The following is a 19,013-nucleotide window of genomic DNA, read 5'->3' as shown; positions in this document are numbered from 1 at the left end:
GGGCGGTTACATCTTCACGTAGCGGGCGCGGGCGATGGAGTAGATGCCGTAGAGCGCCAGGCCGACGCCGACGATGACCAGCAGCACTGCACCGAAGGGCTGTTCGCCGAGGGTGCGCAGGGCGGCGTCGAGACCCGCGGCCTGCTCCGGGTCGGACTTCCAGCCGGCGATGACGATGAGGATGCCCAGGATGGAGAACGCGATGCCGCGGGCGATGTAACCGGCCATGCCGGCACCGACGATGGCGGAGCCGACGTTTCCGGAGCCGACGTTGCCGGAGCCGGCACCGGCCTCGAGGTCCTCCTTGAACTTCTTGGTGGCGCCGTTCCAGATGTTGTACACGCCGACGCCGAGGACGACGAGGCCCGCGATGATGACCAGTACCGCACCCCACGGCTGCTCGAGGACCTTGGCGGTGACGTCGGTGGCGGTGTCGCCGTCGGAGGTGGAGCTGCCGCGGGCGAAGGTGGCGGTGGTGAAGGCCAGGGAGAAGAAGACGACCGCCAGGACGCCACCCTTCGCCTTGTCCTTGGCCTCCTCGCCGACGAAGAGCTGGCTCAGCCGCCACAGGCCCAGGGCGGCGAGGGCGACGACGGCGACCCACAGCAGGATCTGCCCGCCGGGGGCGTCGGCGATGGTGGACAGGGCGCCCGAGTTCGACGCCTCCCCGCCGCCGGAGCCGGTGGCGATCTGGACGGCGATCCAGCCGATGAGGATGTGGAGAATGCCCATGACGACGAATCCGCCGCGGGCCAGCATCTTCACCGCGGGATGCTCGTTGGCTTTGCCGGCATGGCGCTTCGCCTCGTTCTTCGCGATAGTCGTGTCCATATGTCCATTCAACCCTGTCCGCCCGGTCGACGTGACATCAGCCACGAAGACTTGCGGGGTGTCCGCACATTCCCCTAACGTTGCCACGTCATCAAGTCATCGTATGAAGGGTCACCATGAAGATCGCAGTGTTCGTCGGTTCCATCCGTGAGGGCCGTACCGGCATCACCATCGGCCAGTGGGCCATCGAGCAGCTCGAGGCGCGTAACGACGGCCACGAGTACCTCCTCATCGACATCCTCGAGCAGGATCTCAACCCGAACACCGCCGTCCCGCCGCGCATGGTCGCCAACGGCGAGTACGCCGACCCCAAGACCCTCGCCTGGGCCGAGCTCATCGGCGGTGTCGACGCCTTCATCTTCGTCACCCCCGAGTACAACGCCTCCGTCCCGGGCCCGATGAAGGACGCCTACGACCTGCTCTACGCCGAGTGGACCGGCAAGCCGATCGGCTTCATCGGCTACGGCTCCGACGCCGCCCGCACCGCCGTCTCCCACTGGAACGACATCGTCGGCCGCGTCGGCATGACCATCGTCCCGGCCCAGGCCGAATTCACCTTCGAGGAGCACTTCCCGGAGTACGTGTTCACCCCGGGCGAGCAGGGCACCACCTGGATCAACGCCATCGCCGACGAGCTTATCGACGCCGCCGTCACCACCCAGACCCCCTCCCTCACCTCCTAGCGGGGGGTTACCGTGGGGGCATGCACCCACGCCTGCTGCCTGTCGCCCTCGTCCCCGCCCTCCTCCTCACCGCCTGCGGTGAGGAGAGCGCTGAGGTGGGGGAGGAGGCGTCGACAAGCGTGAACTACGTCGCCCTCGGTGACTCCTACGCCTCGATGGGCAGCCGTAGCGCCGCCCTCGACGAGCCGCCGTTCTGCCTGCGCTCCGCCGACAACTATCCCTCTCAGGTCACCGCCGATCAGACGACCGACGTCAGCTGCCAGGGCGCCGTCGTGGAGACCATCCTCGGCCCACGGACCACCGACACCGGGACGCTGCCGCCGCAGGTCGACGCGCTGACCCCGGAGACCACCCTGGTCACACTGTCCGTCGGCGGCAACGACATCGGTTTCGGCGACATCTCCGCCTGCATCCTCCGGGCCGCCGACAGCGGCCAACCCACCGACTGCGCCGCCGAACTCGAGGAACGGATCCGCGGCGAGCTGGCCGCCCTGCCCGCCGAGCTCGACGAGCTCTACCGCGTCATCGGGGAGCGCTGGCCCGAGGCGGAGATCGTCGCCACCGGCTACCTGCCGCTGGTGGCCGCGGGTGTCGAATGCCCCGAACTCTCCCTGGTCACCCCCGCCGACCGGGAATGGGCCGTCGCCCTGACCTCGGAGATCAATGCGGTGGTCGAGGAATCGGCCCAGCGTCACGACGCGACTTTCGTCCTCCCCGAGGGCGCCGAGAACCACACCGCCTGCGCCCCGCCCGAACAACGCTGGGCCGACATCACCGGCGTGGCCACCGACGCTTACCCCCTGCATCCCACCGCCACCGGTCAGGCCGCCATGGCCCGCGCCATCAACGAACGCTAGGAGTACACCCGCGCGGTGTGCGCCCACAGGTCATCGAGCGGCGTACCGGGCGGGAAACGACCGTCGATCTCCAGGATCGCCAGGCCGTGCACCGCCGCGAACAGACTCTGCGCCTGCAACGGATCCGACGTCACCCGCGCGAACGGCGCGCCCGCCCACTCCTCCAGACCCGCCGGCAGTGCGCCCCGGTCCAGCGGGCCGGTGGTGGCCAACCGGTAATGATGCGGATGGGTGGTCGCCTGCACCCGGTACGCCGCAAGCAATTCCGGGACGTTCCGGGCGGCCCACAGCGCATCCCCCATGAGGAAGAAGGACTGCGTGAGGATCATCGTCCCCAGCTCCTCCTTGTTCGCCGCATGGTTGTACAACGACGGCGCCTTCATCCCCACCTGCTCCGCCAGCCGACGCATGGTCAGCGCCTCCCAGCCGGTCTCCTCGAGCATCCCGCGCGCGATGGAGACGATCTCCGCGGTGCGCGGTGACAGGGTCGGTGGGGTCGGGCGTTCCATACCCGCAATCTACCCGCCCGCGTGGGCCGTGATCGCCGCGGCCAGGGCATCGGTGCTGGTGGCGAACTCCTCCTCCAGGTCGAGGAAGGGCCGGAGCAGGGGGACGGTGGCACCGCGGAACTCCTCACCCTGGACGACGGTCACCGTATCTGCTGTGGGCCCCGGTTCGATCCGGAAGTAGTGCTCCCCGTCCGCCACGCCGCGGATCCCGGTGGTTCCACGCCACCGCAGCTCCCGAGCGGGGTCGGCGACGAGGACGACCGGGCGGAAAGTGAACTCCGTCCCACTGGATCGAGTGCGGTTGAGCAGCGTCTCGCCGACCTCGGGTGTACCGCTGAGCTCGACGGTGTGGGGGTTCCAGGTGCTGTGTCCGGGCAGGTCGGCGATGACCTTCCATGCCTGGTCGGCGGTCGCGGTGGCGGTGGCACGGTGTTCGACGCGGTAGGGGAACAGGAATCCGGCGGCGGCGGTTCCCGCGAGCAGGGCGGCGGCGGTGAGGGTGATGGTGGTCCGGGTCTTCATGATGGCCTCCTTGGGCTAACGATGTTAGTTAGTAGGCTAACGGTGTTAGTTGGTGGCGTCAAGTGGTTCTTTGTGTGCCACTTAGGCGCCGGATTCCGGATTCTGAGGCCTAACTGGCATGGAAAGCGCCACCCGTGGCCCGGGAGTGTTCCTTCGGGTGGCACGAAACGTCTGAATTTTAAGATTTCTTCGACTTCCTGCCACCCGAAGGAACACCTCGAAACCGCGGGCGCCACAGGCACCAAAGAACCCCGCCGCACAGCCGTGAGGCTGTGGGGCGGGGCCGAGGCAGGAACGCCGGGCGAACTAGCAGTCGTAGTACATCTCGAACTCGAGCGGGGTCGGGCGCAGGCGCGACGGGGCGATCTCGTTGTCGTACTTGTACTTGACGTAGGTGTCGATGAGGTCGTCGGTGAAGACGTCACCCTCGGTGAGGAACTCGGAGTCCTCCTGCAGGGCGGCGAGGGAGGCCTCGAGGGAGGTCGGTGCCTGCGGGATGGAGGCGGCCTCCTCCGGCGGAAGCTCGTAGAGGTCCTTGTCCACCGGGGCGTGCGGCTCGATGCGGTTCTTCACGCCGTCGAGGCCGGCGAGCATCATGGCGGCGAAGCCGAGGTAGGGGTTGCCGGACGGGTCCGGGGCGCGGAACTCGATGCGCTTGGCCTTCGGGTTGGAACCGGTGATCGGGATGCGGACGGCCGCGGAGCGGTTGCGCTGGGAGTACACCAGGTTGATGGGGGCCTCGAAGCCGGGGACCAGGCGGTGGTAGGAGTTCAGCGTGGGGTTGGTGAAGGCGAGGACGGCGCCGGCGTGGTGGAGGATGCCGCCGATGTAGTAGCGGGCGATGTCGGACAGGCCGGCGTAGCCGGACTCGTCGTGGAACAGCGGCTTGCCGTCCTTCCACAGGGACTGGTGGGCGTGCATGCCGGAGCCGTTGTCGCCGGCCAGGGGCTTGGGCATGAAGGTGGCGGATTTGCCGTTGGCGAAGGCGGTGTTCTTCACGATGTACTTGAAGGACTGCAGGTCATCCGCCGCGTGGAGGAGGGTGTTGAAGCGGTAGTTGATCTCCTGCTGGCCGCCGGTGCCCACCTCGTGGTGGAAGCGCTCGAGCTCGAAGCCGGCGGTGGCGAGGTGGCGGGCCATCTCGTCGCGGATGTCGGTGGTGGTGTCGTACGGCGGGACGGGGAAGTAGCCGCCCTTGAGGCGGGTCTTGTAGCCGAGGTTGCGGGAGCCGTCGAGGTTGTACTCCTCGCCGCGGTTCCACCAGCCTTCGTCGGAGTCGACCTCGTAGAAGGAGGAGTTGACGTCCGCCGAGTAGCGGACGGAGTCAAAGAGGTAGAACTCGGCTTCGGCGCCGAAGAAGCAGGTGTCGGCGATGCCGGTGGAGGCGAGGTATTCCTCGGCCTTGCGGGCGACGTTGCGCGGGTCGCGGGAGAAGGGTTCGCGGGTGAAGGGGTCGTGGACGAAGAACTTCATGTTCAGCGTCTTGGCCTTGCGGAAGGGGTCGATCTTGGCGGTGGCGAGGTCCGGCAGGAGGTTCATGTCGGACTCGTCGATGGTGGTGAAGCCACGGACCGAAGAGCCGTCGAAGGCGAGGCCCTCCTCGGCTGCGTCCTCGTCGAACATCGAGGCGGGGATGGTGAAGTGCTGCTCGATGCCGGGGACATCGGTGAAGCGGACGTCGACGTATTCGACGTTCTCATCCTTGATGTACTTGACTACGTCTTCGACGGACTTGAAGGCCATCTGTGGCTCCTAGTGGTTACTCGACTTCGGGATGACACCCATCGTACAGGCGATGCCCACAATATTAGTCGACCGACAGAATTAATTGTCAAGTGGGGAGCATTCGGTTCCGGCAGGTGCCCCCGCTAGGCTGGGAGGCATGGCTACCCCCAAGCGCAGCTGGCTCGACGGCCCCCAGATCCCCGGTGAACACGACGATCCCTTCGCCCCCGGCGCCTGGCCCGGGGAGAAGCTGGGTCTGCCGCAGTCCGGCCCGTCGTCCCTGGCCTCGGTGGCCCGCCGCGCCGTCGGTGTGTTCATCGACTGGTTCTTCTGCTGGATGCTGGCCATCACCTTCGTCCGTTTCACCGACGTCCTGGGTTCCACGCCGACGGTGACGCTCATCTTCTGGGTCATCCTCGGCATCGTCTGCGGGTGGCTGTTCTCCCGCACCCCGGGTCACATGCTGCTGGGCATGGGTGTCGCGCGTATCGACGTCGGCGGGGCCAAGGTCGGCCTCTGGCGCGCCGTGGTCCGTACCCTGCTCACCGCGTTCATCCTCCCCGCCGCCATGGTAGATTCCGACGGCCGCGGGCTCCACGACCGTGCCACCGGCACCGCCGTCATCCGCGGGTAGGCGCGGGTAGGCGCGGGTAGGCGTCAGAGCAGCGCGAACAGCAGGATCTGCGCCAGGACGATCTTGGCCACCATCGACACGGGGTAGACCGATGTGTAGCCCATGGCGGGCAGGTCGTTGCGCGTGACATCGGAGACGTAGCTGAGCACCGCCGGGTGGGTCTGCATGCCGGCGAGGATGCCGGCCGTTTCGCCGAAGGGCAGCTTCATCACCTTGTGGCCGACGACGAGCACGAGCACGGAGATCAGGGCCGTGATGAGTGCACCGACGCCGATGATCGTCAGTGACGAGGGATCCGACAGCGCCGCCCGGAAACCGGCGCCGGCGGTCGTGCCGATGGCCGCGAGGAACAGGGTGATGCCGATCTGCCGCAGCGCCAGGTTCGCGCCGTAGGGGACCTGCCACACGACCTTCCCCGAGCGCCCCAGGGCGCCGAGGATGAGGGCCACGACGAGCGGCCCGCCGGCGGTGCCGAGCTTCAGGGAGGCACCCCCGGGCAGGGGGATGGCCAGCATGCCCACGGCCACGCCGATGGTCAGGCCGGCGACGAGGGGCAGCAGGTTGACGTCGGAGAGACGTCGGTAGGAGTCGCCGAACAGGCGGGTGACCTTGCCGATGCGGTCGTGCGGCGCCACCACCCGCACCCGGTCGCCGAGCTGGAGGATGGTGTCCGGGGTGGCCACCATGTCGTGGTCGCCGCGTCGCACGCGTGTGATGAGCATGCCCGACAGCTGCGGCCGCAGCTTCGCCAGGGGGATACCCACCAGGTCATTGTTGGAGACGAAGATCCGGCGGTAGTCCAGGTCATGGCCGTGGAAGGGATCACCCGGCAGGGCCTCGCCGATGAGATCGGCGGCGCGGTCCAATTCCTCGTCGGTGCCCACCACGGAGAGGACGTCGCCGCGGCGGGCCCACGCACTGTTGGAGGGGATGCGCTGCTCGCCTTCGCGCTCGAGGCGGGACACTATGACCTCCAGGCCGAGGGCCTCCGGGAGGTCCGCGATGGCGGCCAGATCGTCGCGCTGGACCTGGATCCGGCGGGTGTAGAGCTCGTGGACCGCGACCCCGGCCTCGACGGCCTCCCGCTGGTGGTCGACCCGGAAGACCTTGCCCATCACCGCGATGGCGAGGATGACGATGATCACGCCCAGCGGGTACGCCAGCGAGTAGGCGACCAGCGGTAGGGACTCGGAGGAGCGGAGCTCACCGGGGTCGTCGATGAGCGCGGGCAGGGCGTCGACGACGGCTGCCATCGCCGGGGTGTTGGTCAGCGCGCCGGTGAACAGGCCGGCGCCGGTCACCCCGTCGATGGTCAGCAGGCGGACCAGCCCGTAGGCCGCGGCGGTGACCACCACGAAGATGACCAGGGCCAGGGCGTTGTTGCGCAGGCCCTTCGACCGGAACGTGGCGAAGAAGTCGTGGCCGGACTCCAGGCCGATCGTGTAGACGAACAAGGACAGGCCCACCACGTAGATCAGCGACGGAATCTGGATGGCCGGCTCGACCGCCGCCATGGCCAGGCCGACGAACAGGACGGCGGCGACACCGAGCCGGAACCCGAAGATCCGGATCCGCCCGATGAGCAGGCCGACCGTCATGATGACCAGCAGGGCCAGCAGGGGATTCTCAACGAAGATGCTCACCCGCTCATCGTGCCAGAACGCACCCCACAAAGCAGAACGTCCCGCCTCCGGTGGGGAGGCGGGACGTCGATAAGCAGGAGGCTACTCGCCGCCCTTGCGCTTGTTGGCGCGCTTGATGCGGCGGTTCATGCCGCCCATGTTCGCGGCCTTCGGCATCGGGCCCTTGGGCAGGCCGGCGCCGGGGGTGCCGGTGCCGATGCGGTCCATGGCCTCGATCTTGGCGTTGACCGAGTAGACCTCGTTCTTCTTGTAGTTGCGCGGCAGCTTGAGCAGCTCACGCTGCAGCTTCTTCAGCGGGACCTGGCCCTCGCCCTCGCCGACGAGGACCTCGTAGACGGGCACGTCGCCGGCCAGGCGGTTGAGGCGCTTCTTCTGCTGGTCCATGAGCGGCTTGACGCGGTGCGGGGCACCCTCGCCGACGAGGACGACACCCGGGTTGCCCACGACGCGGTGGACGGAATCCATCTGCGTGTTCATCGCCACACCCGTCTTGGTGTGCCACACGATGCCCACGGTGTTGCGCATGTTCTCCAGCGTCCAGCCGGCGGCACCCGGGGTGTCACCGACCTTCTCGTACATCGAGCCCTCGAGGCGCTTGGAGAAGATGTACATCGCCAGCACGAAGCCGAGACCGATGCCCAGCGGCAGCATGAACCACTGCCCGCCCCACAGCAGGCCGATGAGGAAGAAGAGCAGCGCCATGCCGACGATGGCCAGCAGCATGAGCGGGATGAGCTTCTTGTCCTGCTTGCGCTGCAGGTTGAAGGCCTGCCAGAACTGGCCCCACGTCTGCTTCCGCTTGGCCCGCTTGGCGGCCCTCTCCTCCGACTTCGCGGCCTTGGCGGCCGCCTTCTGCTTGTCTGCCATGTCGTCTACCTTAGGTCAGTCGGGTGGGCGGTCCTAACGTGAGGTGACCGGTGTCTCCACCGAGGGACCGTACTTGTCCAGCAGGCTCGTCGCCTCCTGGTCCGTGGAGCCCTGGGAGGTCTGGGCGAGGTGGCGCAGATTCTCCGGGATCTCCATGCCGCGGGCGGCCATCGCCTCGGAGTAGAGGCGGCCGGCGCGGTAGGAGGACCGGACCAGCGGGCCGGACATGACGGCACCGAATCCCAGCTCGCGGGCGTGGTCGGCGTGCTCGACGAACTCCTCCGGGCGGACCCAGCGGTCGATGGGGTGGTACATCGGGCCGGGGCGCAGGTACTGGGTGATGGTGATGATGTCGCAGCCCGCGGAGTGCAGGTCGGCCAGTGCCTCGCGGATCTCCTCCGGGGTCTCACCCATGCCGAGGATGAGGTTGGATTTGGTGATCAGTCCGAAGTCACGGGCCTGGCGGATGACGTCGAGGCTACGCTCGTAACGGAAGGCCGGGCGGATGCGGCGGAAGATACGCGGCACCGTCTCCACGTTGTGGGCGAAGACCTCGGGGCGGGACTCGAAGACCTCCTGCAGCAGCTCGGGGCGGCCGGAGAAGTCGGGGACCAGGTTCTCCACACCGGTGTGCGGGTTGAGCTCGTGGATCTGGCGGACCACCTCGGCGTACAGCCAGGCGCCCTCGTCCTCGAGGTCGTCGCGGGTGACGCCGGTGATGGTGGAGTAGTTCAGCCCCATCTCGTGGACGGACTCGGCGACACGGCGCGGTTCGTCGCGGTCCAGCGGCTCCGGCTTGGCGGAGTTGATCTGGCAGAAGTCGCAGCGGCGGGAGCAGTTGGCACCGCCGATGAGGAAGGTGGCCTCGCGGGACTCCCAGCACTCGTGGATGTTGGGGCAGCCGGCCTCCTGGCAGACGGTGTGCAGGGAAGCGCCCGCCACCTTCTTCTTCATGTCCTCGTACTCGGGACCGGTCTTCACCGCGTTGCGGATCCACCGCGGCTTCGTCTCGATCGGGGTCTGCGCGTTCCGCTTCTCGACCCGCAGCAGCTTGCGTCCTTCAGGTGCGATAGTCACGCCCTCACCCTACTCGCAAAATAAATAGGCGGTAAAGGGGCTGGTGACAGGTCCACAAACCGCGGTCAGCGGCGCGGCAGCCCCTTCGTCGGGTCCGGCGCGGAGGCGAAGGTGTGGTCGGCGACGACCAGCCGCCCGGCCAGCGCATCCTCCAGCTGCGTCAGCAGCGGCCCGGTCATCTCGTCGACGCTGACGTCCCGGCCCAGCTCCAGGCTCAGCGTGGTCACGTCGGCATCATCGATCCCGCAGGCGATGATGTGGTCGTAGTGCTCGAGGGTGTTGTCGCAGTTGAGGCTCAGCCCGTGCATGGTCACCCCGCGGGTGATCCGGATCCCCAACGCGGCGACCTTCCGGTCCCGGGTCGGCGCCGCCGGATCCGCGGCAGCCACCGTCCCCGGCACCCACACCCCGGAACGGCCGTCGATCCGCCCCGCCTTATCGACGCCCGCGTCACGCACCGTCGCAATCACCGCCTCCTCGAGCCGGCGGACGTAGTCCACCACATCCACCGGCTCCGCCAGCCGGATGATCGGGTAGGCCACCAGCTGACCCTCGCCGTGCCACGTGATCCGCCCACCCCGGTCCACGTCGACGACCGGCAGCCCGTTGGTCGGGCGGTCCGCCGGCTGCGTGCGCTTGCCGGCGGTGTACACGCTCGGGTGCTCGAGGATGAGCACCGTGTCACCGATCTCGTCCGTCGCCCGTTGGGCCGCCAGCTCCGCCTGCAGGTGCCAGGCCTGTTCGTAGTCTACGACGCCGAGCCGGCGGATCTCCAACGGCTCGTCAGAGCGGGCGCGGATGGAACGGTCGGCGGGGAAGAAGGGGTCGCGCGGTGCAGTCATAGTGGGGTACAGGGTACCCCCGGACCTGGCCCGGGCATGACGAAACCCCGGCCGGAAACCGGACCGGGGTGTGCCGTGCAGGGAAAGCTACACGCCGTTGGCCTCGGCGTACTCCGCGGCCGTCATGAGCGGGCCGGCCTCGTCGACCTCGACCTGGAACAGCCATCCCTCACCGAACGGATCGGAGTTGATGATGGCGTAGTCGTCGTGCACCGCATCGTTGACGGCGGTGACGGTGCCGGTGACCGGGGAGTAGAGGTCGGAGACGGACTTGGTGGACTCCACCTCGCCACAGGTCTCACCGGCGGTGACGGTGTCGCCGACGGCGGGCAGCTCGGCGAAGACGACCTCACCGAGACGGTCGGTGGCCACTGAGGTGATACCGACCTTGACGGTGGTGCCGGCGGCGGCGTCAGCGGTCGCGTCGATCCACTCGTGGTCCTCGGAGTAGGAGAAGTTCTCGGGCAGGTTGGCCATTGGGGGTGCTCCTTGCGGGTTGGCTGGTATTAGGGTCCGATACTAGCGCTCGGCGCGCTGGTAGAACGGGGTGTCCACGACCTGGAAGGGGTGGCGTTTGCCGCGGATGTCCACCTCGAGCTGCTCGCCCGGGGCGATCTCCCCGCTGAGCAGGGCGAGCGCGACCGGGTAGCCGAGGGTGGGGGAGGGCTGCCCGGAGGTGACGGTGCCGATGAGCTCGTCACCGCGGTAGACCTCCGCACCCGAGCGGGCGGCGCGGCGGCCCTCGCCCCGCAGGCCGACGATCCGGGAGGTGGCCTCGCGGTCCGCGAGCGCAGCGCGGCCGACGAAGTCCGCCTCCTTCTTCCGGAACGCCATGGCCATGCCGGCCTCGACGGGGGTGATGTCCCGGGTCAGCTCGTTGCCGTAGAGCGGCATACCGGCCTCCAGGCGCAGGGAGTCGCGGGCGGCCAGGCCGGCGGGCAGCAGGTCGTGGGAGTCACCGGCGTTGAGCAGGGCGTCCCACAGCTGGCCGGCCTGGTCGTTGGGGACGTAGAGTTCGAAGCCGTCCTCGCCGGTGTAACCGGTCCGCGCCAGGAGGGCGTCGATGCCCGCCACGGTCAGTGGGGCGGCCGCGTAGTACTTCATGTCGTGGACGGTGGCCTCGTCCGCGTCGTCGACGACGGAGGTGATGATCTCCGCCGCGTCCGGGCCCTGCACCGCAATGAGCGCGGTGTCGAGGGACTCATTGACCAGGTCGACGTCGAAGCCGTCTGCGCGGTCCTGGAACGCCTCCCACACCACGTCGGTGTTGCCGGCGTTGGGCACCACGAGGTACTCCTCGTCGGCCAGGCGGTAGGAGATGAGGTCGTCGAGGATGCCACCGTTGTCGTCGACGATCATCGAGTACTTCGCCTTGCCCACCGGGATGGTCGACAGGGTGGAGATGAGCGCGTGGTCGAGGAACGTGCCCGCGTCCGGGCCGGTCACCCGGATCTCACCCATGTGGGAGAGGTCGAACAGGCCGGCCGAGGAGCGCACGGCGCGGTGCTCGTCGAGCTCGTTGCCGTACTTCAGCGGCATGGTCCACGCGCCGAAGGGGGTGAAGGACGCGCCGAGCTCCTCGTGGCGGGAGTGGAGCGGGCTGGTACGCAGATCGGTGGTGTCGGTCATGGGTCAGTTCTCCTCGGAGTCGGAGTCGGCGGAGGTGTCGTCGCTGAAGTCGAAGGCCTCCGGCGGCGGGCAGGAGCACACGAGGTTGCGGTCGCCGTAGGCTTCGTCGAGGCGGCGCACCGGCGGGAAGTACTTCGTGCGGCGCAGACCAGGCACGGGCCAGGCGGCCTGTTCCCGGGTGAACTCGTGGTCCCAGTCGTCGCCGGAGACCGACCAGGCGGTGTACGGGGCGTGCCGCAGGACAGAGGCCTCGTAGTCGACCTTTCCGTCGATGATCTCCTGGATCTCGGCGCGGATGGACACCATCGCCTCGATGAAGCGGTCCAGCTCGGCGAGGTCCTCGGACTCGGTCGGCTCGACCATGAGGGTGCCGGCGACGGGGAAGGCGAGGGTGGGGGCGTGGAAGCCGTAGTCGATGAGGCGCTTGGCCACATCCGCGGCGGTGACGCCGGACTGCTTGGTCAGCTCCCGCAGGTCGAGGATGCACTCGTGGGCGACGAGGTCATTCTTGCCCGTGTAGAGGATGGGGAAGGAGTCGGCCAGCGAGCGGGCGAGGTAGTTCGCGCCGAGGATGGCGTTGGCGGTGGCACGCGCCAGGCCCTCGGAGCCCATCATGGCGATGTAGGCCCAGGAGATGGGGAGCACGCCGGCGGAGCCGTAGCGGGAGGAGGAGATGGGCACGCCGGTGCCCTCCGGAGCCTCCTCATCCGGGTTGGTGCCCAGCGGGTCGGTGGGCAGGAAGGGGACGAGGTGCTCGGCGACCGCGACGGGGCCGACACCCGGGCCGCCACCACCGTGGGGGATGGTGAAGGTCTTGTGCAGGTTGAGGTGGGAGACGTCGCCGCCGAACTTGCCCGGCTGGGCCAGGCCGGTCAGGGCGTTCATGTTCGCACCGTCGATGTAGACCTGACCGCCGACGGCGTGGACCTTCTCGCACACGGTGCGCACGGTGTCCTCGAAGACGCCGTGGGTCGACGGGTAGGTGATCATGATCGCCGCCACGCGGTCACCGTGCTGCTCCAGCTTGGCGTCCAGGTCATCGAGGTCGATGGACCCGTCGTCCGCGGTGGCCACGACGACCACCCGCAGGTTCGCCAGCGTCGCCGACGCGGCGTTCGTGCCGTGGGCGGAGGCGGGCACGACACAGATGTCGCGCTCGGTGTCGCCGTTGGCCACGTGGTAGCGGCGGATGGCCAGCAGGCCGGCGAGCTCACCCTGGGAACCGGCGTTGGGCTGGACGGAGACCTTGGCGTAACCGGTCAGCGATGCCAGCCAGCCCTCGAGCTCCTCGATGAGTTCGATCCAGCCCTTCGCCTGCTCGTCCGGCGCGAACGGGTGGATGTTGGCGAACCCGGGCCAGGTGATGGTCTCCATACCGGCGGTCGGGTTGAGCTTCATCGTGCACGAGCCCAGCGGGATCATCGTCCGGTCGAGGGCGAGGTCCTTGTCCGAGAGGGTGCGCAGGTAACGCAGCATCTGGGTCTCGGAGTGGATGGAGCTGAAGATCGGGTGGGTGAGGGTCTCCGTGGTTCGGGCGACCGCCTCCGGGATCGCGGTGTCGCCGTCGACGACCGTGGCGTCGCAGAACGCGTCGGCGAGGACGTGCACGTCCCCGGCGTTGGCGGACTCACCGAAGGACACGCCGACGGTGTCGGCGTCGATGGCGCGCACGAGGAATCCGGCGTCCGCGAGCTTGTCGACGACCCCCTGTGCCCCACCGTCGCCGACGCGGACGGCGACGGTGTCGAAGAATGCGTCGTGAAGCACGGTGACACCGCCCGCCCGCAGCGTCTCCGCGAAGCTGGACGCCAGGGAATGGATGCGGTCGGCGATGGCCTTGAGCCCGTCGGCGCCGTGATAGACCGCGTACATCGAGGCGGTCACCGCCAGCAACGCCTGCGCGGTGCAGATGTTCGACGTCGCGCGCTCCCGTCGGATGTGCTGCTCACGGGTCTGCAGGGCCAGGCGGTAGGCGGGGTTGCCGTCCGCGTCGACCGAGACACCCACCAGGCGGCCCGGCATCTGACGCTTGAGGTTGTCGGCCACGGCCATGAACGCGGCGTGCGGGCCGCCGTAGAACAGTGGCACGCCGAAACGCTGCGAGTTACCCACCGCGATGTCGGCGCCCAGCTCACCGGGCGACTCGAGCAGGAACAGAGCCAGGGGATCGGTGACCACCGTGGCCAGGCCACCCCGGTCGTGGATCGACTCGATGACCTTCCGCGGATCAGTGACATCACCCTCCGTGCCCGGGTAGGCGATGACCACGCCGCACAGGTCCTCACCGACCAGCTCATCGCTGAGCCTGGTGATCTCCACCTCCAGGTCGATCGCGCGGGCCCGCTCCGTGGCCACCGCGAGGACCTGCGGGTGCAGCCGCGCATCGAGGATGACGCGGCTGCCCTTCTTCTTCGCCCGGGCCATGAGCCCGATCGACTCGGCGACGGCGGAGGCCTCATCGAGCAGGGAGGCGTTGGCGATCGGCAGGCCCGTCAGCTCCGAGATCATCGTCTGGAAGTTGAGCAGCGCCTCCAGCCGGCCCTGCGAGATCTCCGGCTGGTACGGCGTGTACGCGGTGTACCAGCCCGGATCCTCCACCACCCCGCGGCGGATGACCGGCGGGGTGATCGTGTCGGAGAAACCCTGACCGTAGAACGACCGCAGCACGGTGTTCTGGTCCGCGTAGGAGCGCAGCTTGGCCTGGGCGTCCCTCTCCGACAACGCCTCCGCCGTCTGCGGCGTGGCAGAGGCGCGGATGTCGGCGGGCAGAGCGGCATCGATGAGCTCATCGATGGAGCCGTACCCCAGCTTGTCGAGCATCACCTTCTCCTCGGCCGAATCCGGCCCCAGGTGGCGGGCGAGGTAGGAGGCGGGATCGGACACCGGATCAAAAGTCATGCTGGTCGAGCTCCTTGTCATAGGGAAAAGACGCTGCCCACAAGTATATGGAACCAACCGACACCGGTGGTGGAGATGGAAAAACCGCCACCCGACCGGAGTCGATGGCGGTGGTGTTCCGGAGCCTAGATATCCAGGTCAGACTGGAAGTCCGCGGTCTCCAGGCGGTCCTTGACGGTGGTGATGAACCGGCCCGCGTCAGCACCGTCGATCACCTGGTGATCGTAGGTGAACGGCAGGTAGCACATCTGACGGATCGCGATGGAGTCCACACCGTCATCGGTGACGACGACCGGGCGCTTCTCAATGGCCGCGGTACCCAGGATGCCGGCCTGCGGCGGCGTGAGCACCGGGGTGTCGAGCAGGGCACCCTCGGAACCGATGTTGGTCACCGTGAAGGTGCCACCGGCCAGATCGTCCGGGCGCAGCTTCTTGTTGCGGGCACGCTCGGCCAGGTCGGTGATGGCCTCGGCGATCTCGACCAGGGACTTCTCCTGGGCCTTCTTGATCACCGGAACGAGCAGACCCTGCGGGGTGTCCACTGCGATGCCGATGTTGACGTCCGCGTGGTAGGTCATCTCCTTGGTCTCCGCGTTGTAGGACGCGTTGACGTTCGGGTGGGAGACCAGGGCCTCGGCCACGGCCTTGACGATGAAGACCAGGTAGGTCGGGTTCGCACCGTGCTTGGACACGAACGTCTCCTTCGCGGACTTCCGCAGCTCCGCGACGCGGGTCATGTCGACCTCCTGCACGTGGGTCAGCTGCGCGGTGGTCTGCAGCGCCTTGACCATGGTGGCGGCGGTGATCTCGCGGATCCGGTTGACCTTCTGGGTCGTGCCGATCAGGTCGGCCTTCTCCGGATCCACGGACTTGGTGGACCAGTTGGCGCGCTCGCCCTTGGCGGCGGTCTCGTCGGCCTTCGGCTGGGTGTCACCGTCGGCGGCGGCCAGGACATCCTGCTTACGGATACGGCCACCCACGCCGGTGCCCTCGATCGTGGACAGGTCCACGCCGTGCTTGTCGGCGAGCTTACGGACCAGCGGAGTCACGTACGGGACGTTGTCGTTGTTAACCTTCTTGTCGGACTTCTCGGACTTCTTCTCGTCCTTCTCGTTGTCCTCGGCCAGCTTCTCGGCGTCCTTGCGTGCGGCGGAGTCGTCCTTGGACTTCTCCTCGTCGCCCTTGGCCTCGTCCTTCTTCGGCTCCTCCTTCTTGGGAGCCTCCTTCTTCTCGGCCTTCTTCGGGGAACCGGAGCCGACCTTGGCGATCACGGCGCCGACGTCGACGGTGTCGTCCTCATCGGCGAGGATCTCGACCAGGGTGCCGGCTACGGGGGAGGGGATCTCGGTGTCGACCTTGTCGGTGGAGACCTCGAGCAGCGGCTCGTCGACTTCGACGGTGTCGCCGACGGACTTCAGCCACTGGGTGATGGTGCCCTCGGTGACGGACTCGCCGAGCTCCGGCATCTCCACATCGGTGGACTCGCCGTCAGCGTCATCGGAGTCAGCCTCGGAGGCGTCCTCGTCGGAGTCGGCCGCCTCGTCGACGGTGTCGTTGTCGGCCTTGGACTCGGCCTCCTCAATGGCCTCGTCGGAGGGGACGTCCTCATCGTCGGAATCATCAGCGTCGTCGGAGCCACCGGCGGCGGCGTCCTCGTCGCCGATGCGGGCGATCACGGCGCCGACGTCGACGGTGTCGTCCTCATCGGCGAGGATCTCGACCAGGGTGCCGGCTACGGGGGAGGGGATCTCGGTGTCGACCTTGTCGGTGGAGACCTCTAGCAGCGGCTCGTCGACCTCGACGGTGTCGCCGACCGACTTCAGCCACTGGGTGATGGTGCCCTCGGTGACGGACTCGCCGAGCTCCGGCATCTCCACGTCGGTGGCCTCGCCACCGGAGGACTTCGAGGAGGACTTCTTCACGTCCTTCTTCGGCTCGTCCTCGGCCGGTTCGTCGGCAGACTCGTCAGCCGAATCGGAGTCGGAGTCATCGGAGGAGTCGGCGGACTCGCCCTCGTCACCGATGACGGCGATGACGGCGCCGACGTCGACGGTGTCATCCTCCTCGGCCTTGATCTCCAGGAGCACACCGGCCTTCGGGGAGGGGATCTCGGTGTCCACCTTGTCGGTGGAGACCTCGAGCAACGGCTCGTCGACCTCCACGGTGTCGCCCACCTGCTTGAGCCACTGGGTGATGGTGCCTTCGGTGACTGACTCGCCCAGCTCGGGCATCTCTACGGAGAACGCCATGGTGTTCTGACTCCTCGAAATCGTTGTGTTCATCGACGGTTAATGCCCCTCAGCGTACCGCTTAATATGGTGTCCGTGTCACCAAGGGTGTCGTGCCGAGGTCGGCTACCCCTAGAATTGTAAGGCGTGTTCAACGTATTCGGTCGCAACAAGTCCCGGTCCAGTCTCCGGCCGCCCCGCGCCCCCGGTGAGACCATCCGCGCAGCTGATGCCGAGCACCTGCGGGAGTGGTCACGTGGCCGGGCGTTCGTCGAGGCGTTCGTGGAGCCGGAGACCGTGGTCAACGAGATGTCGGTCGTCCTGGTGGATGAACACGGCGAGTTCACCCGGCGCCGGATCGGCGGGCCAAAGGGGATTGATGCGGTGGCCAAGCTGCTCGACTGTCCGGTCTATGACGTCGAGGAGACCGGGTACCCCCAGCGCATGCGCGAACGGATCGAGCGCGAGCGTCTGCTTCGCAAACGAGAAGAGCAGCGTCGCCGCCGGGCGAGATTCGACCGGGGCGAGCTGCCCGACTGACGCTGTCCGGCCCTACCTGCCCTCGGCCGCGACCTCGGCCAGCAGGGCCAGGAAGGTGCGGACGGGCACACCGGTGGCGCGCTTGTTGGTGTAGCCCGAGACGCCGCCGCCGTTGAAGGAGGGGCCGGCGATGTCCACGTGGGCCCATTCCTGACCCTCGGGAACGAACTTGGACAGGTAGAGCCCGGCGAAGAGCATGCCGCCGAAGCGGGAGTTGTGGGAGTTGCGGATGTCCGCGACCGGGGACTTCAGCTCCTCCTCCTGCTCCTCCAGCAGCGGCATGGCCCACGCGGGCTCGCCGACGGTGCGGCCGAGTTCGGCGATGCGGTCCCGCAGCTCATCGGAGCCCATGACACCGGAGGTGCGGGTGCCCAGGGCGACCATCTGCGCGCCGGTGAGGGTGGCGGTCTCGACGAGGTAGTCGGGTTTGTCTTCGCAGGCACGTGCGATGGCGTCGGCCAGGACGAGGCGACCCTCGGCGTCGGTGTTGATGATCTCGGAGGTGATGCCACCGTAGTGGGTGATCACGTCGCCCGGGCGCTGGGCGGTGCCGGAGGGCATGTTCTCGGCCAGCGGCAGGGTGGCGGTGATCTTCACGGGCAGCTTGAGCTTCGCGGCCGCGATGACCGTCGCCGCGACGGCCGCGGAGCCGCCCATGTCGGAGATCATGTCCTCCATCTTCGCGCCCGGCTTGAGGGAGATGCCGCCGGTGTCGAAGGTGATGCCCTTGCCCACGAAGGCGACGGACTTCTTCGCCTTACCCGGGTTCCAGGTCAGGCGGACCAGGCGGGGGCCGCGGGAGGAGCCCTGGCCGACGGCGAGGATGCCGCCGAAGCCCTGCTTCTTCAGGGCCTTCTCGTCGAGCACCTCGACCTCGAGGCCGGCCTCCTCGGCCTCGGCGGTGAGGATCGCAGCATAGGACTCGGGGTAGAGGTGGGAGGAGGGGGTGTTGACCAGGTCGCGGGCGAAGATGACGGCCTCGGCGGAGGTGCGGGCGGTCTCGAACTCGGCCTTGCCGGACTTGGTGTCGCCGACGAAGACGACGGTGGCCACGGGGGCGGCGGACTTCTTCTCCTCGTCGCTGCGCAGCCCGCGGTAGCGGTAGGCACCCAGGGCGATGCCCTCGACGGCGGCGGCCAGGCCGAAGACACCGAGGGTGGTGGCGGCGGTCTTCACGCCGGTCAGTGCGCGGGCGGCGGTGCCGGCGGCCTGACGCAGGGTCTCGTCGGTCAACTCCTCCGGGTCGCCGAGGCCGACGGCGATGACCTGGGCGACACCCAGATCCTCGGGGGCGGCGACGCGGGTGACCTCGCAGGCGCGGCCGGTGGCCCCGACGGCCGTGAGGGAGGAGAGGACGTGGCGCAGGGCGGCGTCGTCAAGCAGCTCGGAGGCGGGAAGCTCCGGTCCGTCCTCGCCGGCCAGCAGTGGGACGAGGTAGACGTCGGTGGACTTCGGGGCCTTCTTCGACAGTTTGAGCTGCGGGGTGGTGCAGCGGGCCGGAAGGGCGAACGAGGTTTTTGCCATGGAT

At 68.2% G+C, this 19,013-nt stretch carries 17 protein-coding genes; 4 read left to right on the top strand and 13 right to left on the bottom strand.

Translation table 11 applies throughout. The features are described from left to right. Positions 1–6: 6 nt before the first annotated feature. Positions 7–831, bottom strand: a complete 825-nt coding sequence (locus QP029_RS13360) for a DUF1206 domain-containing protein (RefSeq protein ID WP_284874741.1) — start codon at positions 829–831, stop codon at positions 7–9. A gap of 116 nt (positions 832–947) precedes the next feature. Here QP029_RS13360 and QP029_RS13355 point away from each other — a divergent pair, with 116 nt between their 5' ends. Together QP029_RS13355 and QP029_RS13350 are read left to right on the top strand one after the other, a co-directional pair. After that, on the top strand, positions 948–1,514 hold the full coding sequence (locus QP029_RS13355; protein WP_284874740.1) for an NADPH-dependent FMN reductase: 567 nt from the start codon (positions 948–950) through the stop codon (positions 1,512–1,514). Positions 1,515–1,534: 20 nt separating this feature from the next. Beyond that, a complete protein-coding gene (locus QP029_RS13350; protein WP_284874739.1) occupies positions 1,535–2,371 on the top strand; it encodes an SGNH/GDSL hydrolase family protein in 837 nt (278 codons plus the stop codon). Here the strand turns inward: QP029_RS13350 and QP029_RS13345 are convergent. The 3 genes from QP029_RS13345 to glnA all read right to left on the bottom strand — a co-directional run bounded on the left by QP029_RS13345 (position 2,368) and on the right by glnA (position 5,145). Continuing rightward, positions 2,368–2,880, bottom strand: coding sequence for a TetR/AcrR family transcriptional regulator (locus QP029_RS13345; protein WP_284874738.1), 513 nt, complete (start codon positions 2,878–2,880; stop codon positions 2,368–2,370). The genes QP029_RS13350 and QP029_RS13345 overlap by 4 nt on opposite strands. Before the next feature lie 9 nt (positions 2,881–2,889). After that, complete coding sequence (locus tag QP029_RS13340; RefSeq protein ID WP_284874737.1) at positions 2,890–3,402, bottom strand: SRPBCC family protein; 513 nt, start codon at positions 3,400–3,402, stop codon at positions 2,890–2,892. 306 nt (positions 3,403–3,708) lie between these two features. Beyond that, entirely contained in the window at positions 3,709–5,145 is a 1,437-nt protein-coding gene (gene glnA / locus QP029_RS13335) for a type I glutamate--ammonia ligase (protein WP_284874736.1), read from the bottom strand. A 139-nt stretch (positions 5,146–5,284) separates the two neighbouring features. Here glnA and QP029_RS13330 point away from each other — a divergent pair, with 139 nt between their 5' ends. Next, the gene (locus QP029_RS13330) at positions 5,285–5,761 is read left to right on the top strand and encodes an RDD family protein (protein ID WP_284874735.1); all 477 of its coding nucleotides are present in this window, start codon (positions 5,285–5,287) and stop codon (positions 5,759–5,761) included. Between the two features lie 23 nt (positions 5,762–5,784). Here the strand turns inward: QP029_RS13330 and QP029_RS13325 are convergent, their stop codons facing one another. The 8 genes from QP029_RS13325 to sucB form a co-directional block, all read right to left on the bottom strand. Next, complete coding sequence (locus tag QP029_RS13325; protein WP_284874734.1) at positions 5,785–7,404, bottom strand: aspartate:alanine exchanger family transporter; 1,620 nt, start codon at positions 7,402–7,404, stop codon at positions 5,785–5,787. An 81-nt stretch (positions 7,405–7,485) separates the two neighbouring features. Then, entirely contained in the window at positions 7,486–8,271 is a 786-nt protein-coding gene (locus QP029_RS13320) for a DUF4191 domain-containing protein (RefSeq protein WP_284874733.1), read from the bottom strand. 33 nt (positions 8,272–8,304) lie between these two features. After that, a complete protein-coding gene (lipA, locus tag QP029_RS13315) occupies positions 8,305–9,348 on the bottom strand; it encodes a lipoyl synthase (RefSeq protein ID WP_284874732.1) in 1,044 nt (347 codons plus the stop codon). Between the two features lie 65 nt (positions 9,349–9,413). Beyond that, positions 9,414–10,190 carry a lipoyl(octanoyl) transferase LipB gene (gene lipB, locus QP029_RS13310; protein ID WP_284874731.1) on the bottom strand — a complete coding sequence of 259 codons (777 nt, stop codon included), beginning with the start codon at positions 10,188–10,190 and terminating at the stop codon, positions 9,414–9,416. A gap of 87 nt (positions 10,191–10,277) precedes the next feature. Continuing rightward, complete coding sequence (gcvH, locus tag QP029_RS13305; RefSeq protein WP_284874730.1) at positions 10,278–10,667, bottom strand: glycine cleavage system protein GcvH; 390 nt, start codon at positions 10,665–10,667, stop codon at positions 10,278–10,280. 42 nt (positions 10,668–10,709) lie between these two features. Then, positions 10,710–11,819: a glycine cleavage system aminomethyltransferase GcvT gene (gene gcvT, locus QP029_RS13300; protein WP_284874729.1), complete on the bottom strand. Its 1,110-nt coding sequence runs from the start codon at positions 11,817–11,819 to the stop codon at positions 10,710–10,712. A 3-nt stretch (positions 11,820–11,822) separates the two neighbouring features. After that, a complete protein-coding gene (gene gcvP / locus QP029_RS13295; RefSeq protein WP_284874728.1) occupies positions 11,823–14,717 on the bottom strand; it encodes an aminomethyl-transferring glycine dehydrogenase in 2,895 nt (964 codons plus the stop codon). Between the two features lie 125 nt (positions 14,718–14,842). Next, positions 14,843–16,966: a 2-oxoglutarate dehydrogenase, E2 component, dihydrolipoamide succinyltransferase gene (gene sucB, locus QP029_RS13290; RefSeq protein WP_284874727.1), complete on the bottom strand. Its 2,124-nt coding sequence runs from the start codon at positions 16,964–16,966 to the stop codon at positions 14,843–14,845. Positions 16,967–17,092: 126 nt separating this feature from the next. Between sucB and QP029_RS13285 the strand changes: the two genes are divergently transcribed. Next, complete coding sequence (locus tag QP029_RS13285; RefSeq protein ID WP_284874726.1) at positions 17,093–17,485, top strand: oxidoreductase; 393 nt, start codon at positions 17,093–17,095, stop codon at positions 17,483–17,485. 12 nt (positions 17,486–17,497) lie between these two features. Here QP029_RS13285 and QP029_RS13280 read toward each other — a convergent pair whose 3' ends face one another. After that, the gene (locus QP029_RS13280) at positions 17,498–19,009 is read right to left on the bottom strand and encodes a leucyl aminopeptidase (protein WP_284874725.1); all 1,512 of its coding nucleotides are present in this window, start codon (positions 19,007–19,009) and stop codon (positions 17,498–17,500) included. Between the last annotated feature and the right edge of the window lie 4 nt (positions 19,010–19,013).

The organism is Corynebacterium suedekumii, from assembly GCF_030252185.1.
Lineage (GTDB): Bacteria > Actinomycetota > Actinomycetes > Mycobacteriales > Mycobacteriaceae > Corynebacterium > Corynebacterium suedekumii.
Note: the sequence above shows the minus strand (reverse complement) of the source record. Positions and strands in the feature narration are given on the sequence as shown.

Coding starts and splice junctions, on each gene's coding strand:
- glnA (WP_284874736.1), bottom strand. CDS start 5,145: ATGGCCTTCAAGTCCGTCGAAGACGTAGTCAAGTACATCAAGGATGAG.
- sucB (WP_284874727.1), bottom strand. CDS start 16,966: ATGGCGTTCTCCGTAGAGATGCCCGAGCTGGGCGAGTCAGTCACCGAA.
- QP029_RS13340 (WP_284874737.1), bottom strand. CDS start 3,402: ATGAAGACCCGGACCACCATCACCCTCACCGCCGCCGCCCTGCTCGCG.
- QP029_RS13345 (WP_284874738.1), bottom strand. CDS start 2,880: ATGGAACGCCCGACCCCACCGACCCTGTCACCGCGCACCGCGGAGATC.
- gcvH (WP_284874730.1), bottom strand. CDS start 10,667: ATGGCCAACCTGCCCGAGAACTTCTCCTACTCCGAGGACCACGAGTGG.
- QP029_RS13320 (WP_284874733.1), bottom strand. CDS start 8,271: ATGGCAGACAAGCAGAAGGCGGCCGCCAAGGCCGCGAAGTCGGAGGAG.
- QP029_RS13280 (WP_284874725.1), bottom strand. CDS start 19,009: ATGGCAAAAACCTCGTTCGCCCTTCCGGCCCGCTGCACCACCCCGCAG.
- QP029_RS13330 (WP_284874735.1), top strand. CDS start 5,285: ATGGCTACCCCCAAGCGCAGCTGGCTCGACGGCCCCCAGATCCCCGGT.
- gcvT (WP_284874729.1), bottom strand. CDS start 11,819: ATGACCGACACCACCGATCTGCGTACCAGCCCGCTCCACTCCCGCCAC.
- QP029_RS13350 (WP_284874739.1), top strand. CDS start 1,535: ATGCACCCACGCCTGCTGCCTGTCGCCCTCGTCCCCGCCCTCCTCCTC.
- gcvP (WP_284874728.1), bottom strand. CDS start 14,717: ATGACTTTTGATCCGGTGTCCGATCCCGCCTCCTACCTCGCCCGCCAC.
- QP029_RS13355 (WP_284874740.1), top strand. CDS start 948: ATGAAGATCGCAGTGTTCGTCGGTTCCATCCGTGAGGGCCGTACCGGC.
- lipB (WP_284874731.1), bottom strand. CDS start 10,190: ATGACTGCACCGCGCGACCCCTTCTTCCCCGCCGACCGTTCCATCCGC.
- QP029_RS13360 (WP_284874741.1), bottom strand. CDS start 831: ATGGACACGACTATCGCGAAGAACGAGGCGAAGCGCCATGCCGGCAAA.